Origin of the sequence: Candidatus Contendobacter odensis Run_B_J11 (genome assembly GCF_000531125.1) — a bacterium.
Lineage (GTDB): Bacteria > Pseudomonadota > Gammaproteobacteria > Competibacterales > Competibacteraceae > Contendibacter > Contendibacter odensensis.
In genome coordinates this window covers 1-1969 of sequence record NZ_CBTK010000062.1, presented here as the reverse complement: position 1 = coordinate 1969, position 1969 = coordinate 1, and the positions used below count along the sequence as shown (strand labels likewise).

Annotated in this window: 3 protein-coding genes; all 3 read left to right on the top strand. The window is 55.2% G+C overall.

Going from position 1 to position 1969, the window contains the following annotated elements:
* Positions 1-216 precede the first annotated feature (216 nt).
* Positions 217-669 (top strand): IS200/IS605 family transposase, encoded by a 453-nt coding sequence (gene tnpA / locus BN874_RS05255; RefSeq protein ID WP_034431363.1) that lies wholly within the window; start codon positions 217-219, stop codon positions 667-669.
* A gap of 249 nt (positions 670-918) precedes the next feature.
* Entirely contained in the window at positions 919-1563 is a 645-nt protein-coding gene (locus tag BN874_RS25400) for a transposase (RefSeq protein ID WP_230314341.1), read from the top strand.
* 18 nt (positions 1564-1581) lie between these two features.
* Positions 1582-1941 carry a hypothetical protein gene (locus tag BN874_RS25395; RefSeq protein WP_051497452.1) on the top strand — a complete coding sequence of 120 codons (360 nt, stop codon included), beginning with the start codon at positions 1582-1584 and terminating at the stop codon, positions 1939-1941.
* The last annotated feature ends 28 nt before the right edge of the window (positions 1942-1969 follow it).

Sequence of the window (1969 nt, the reverse complement as noted above, 5' to 3'; positions counted from 1 at the left end):
CCGGTGATTACTTTTTGTTGGGCGCATCGCATCGGTGAGTGGCAGCATGATTCAGTTAAACCAATTAAAGTAAAAAAACATCTACGTTTTTCTAAAAGTATCTTTAAAACTGGTTTGGATTTTATTTCCAATCGGCAGGTGATAAACCTCCGCCTTTAGGCGGAAACGTCTTTAGCACGCACCCTTTCAAGGGTCCAGCTTGAGCGGAGACCACGAATGAATCGAGAGCGCTATCGGCATGGAGCGCATACGGTTACAGAGTTGAAATATCACTTTGTCTGGAAGACTAAATATAGTTACCCGGTGTTACGCGGAGAAATTGGGTTGCGACTGCGACAAATGCTCCGAGAAGTCTGTGTCGAACAAGAAATGACGATTATCGAAGGGAACATTCGCCCGAATCATGTTCACCTCCTGGTCAGTGCGCCGACGCATCTATCCCCGGCCAAGATGGCCCAATATCTGAAAGGGCGAAGTTCGTATCGGTTACAGCGGGAGTTTCGTGAGTTACAGAAACGATATTGGGGCCAACATCTCTGGGGACGAGGCTACTTTTGTGCCACAGTGGGGGCCGTCACTGAGGAACAAGTCAAGCGTTATATCGAACAACAAGAAGACGAATCCGGTACCTTCCAAGTTTGGGACGAGCCACCGCCGTCAGCGGAATGAGCTTGAGGCGGATTCATCCGCAGGTCACTGACTTTAGTCTGAGCGGGCGTTCACGCCCTGATCAACCTACCGGCTTTAGCCGGTTAGTCATTGAGTCGTAATGCTATATTTAATCCTACCTCCTTATTTAATCTCGCTGCTTTATTTCACTTCCTTGATTTTAATCATTTTAACTCTTCAAGTTAATTTTTGTCATGTACAGAGAAACTTAAGCACACTGCGTTCATCGAGCTGAATCAGCAGGCGGTGGTGGAAAGCCGCTATCGGGACGCGGACTTTCGCACCTTCTGGGGCGGTCGGGTTCTGGCGATCGACGGTTCGAAGGTACTGCTGCCGGATACGGAGGACGTGCGCGCGGCGTTTGGGACGATCGCCTATTCGAACGGGAAAGACGCCCAGATTCAGGGTGAGCGCCCCTATGCCCTCGCGTCGGCGCTGTATGACGTGCTCAACCGGGTCGCCCTGGATGCCACGCTGGGCCGGGCTGATGCTTATGAAGTCGACTTGGCGATTGGCCATCTGGCCCACACCGGCCCGACCGATTTGCTGGTCATGGATCGCAATTATCCGTCGTACCGCATGCTGGCCGAGCTGGCGCAGCGGGAGCGGCACTTCGTCATCCGCTGTTCGACGGCCTCGTTCGGGGCGGCGCGCCGCATGCTCCAAGGGGAAGGCCCAGACAGTCAAGTAGTCACGCTGACTCCGTGCGCGGCGCAAGCGCCTCTGATGGGTCAGCTCGGTCTGCCACAGACCTTGACCGTGCGCTTTGTCCGCCTGCGCCTGAGCACCGGCGAGTGGGAAGTGCGGGTGACCTCCTTGTGCGACGAGGCGGCGTATCCCACGGCCGGCTTCCTGGAGCTGTACCATTGGCGCTGGGGCGTGGAAACCTTCTAGGGGGTACTCAAGACCCGCTTGGACCTGGAAAATTTCTCGGGCCTCGGGGCCGAAGCCGTCCGGCAGGACTTTCATGCGACCGTGTACTTGACCGGCCTGGAAACGATCTTGACCGAAGCGGCACAGGCCCAACTCGATGCGAAAGAAACCCGTCATCCCCAGACGGTCAACCGGGCGGTCTCCTTCAATGCCATCAAACACCACGCCCTGGACCTGTTGTGGAGCAACCTGGACACCCCACCCTTGATCGAGCGGTTGACCGCGTTGTTTCTGACCAATCCGACTTGCGCGCGTCCGCAGCGCCGTCCGCCCCGTCAGAAAACTTCTGCCAGAGCCTTACTGGATTTCCATCGTCGACAGAAAAAGCATTGTTACTGAAACAGATTCGCTTAACTTAATGGCAGTG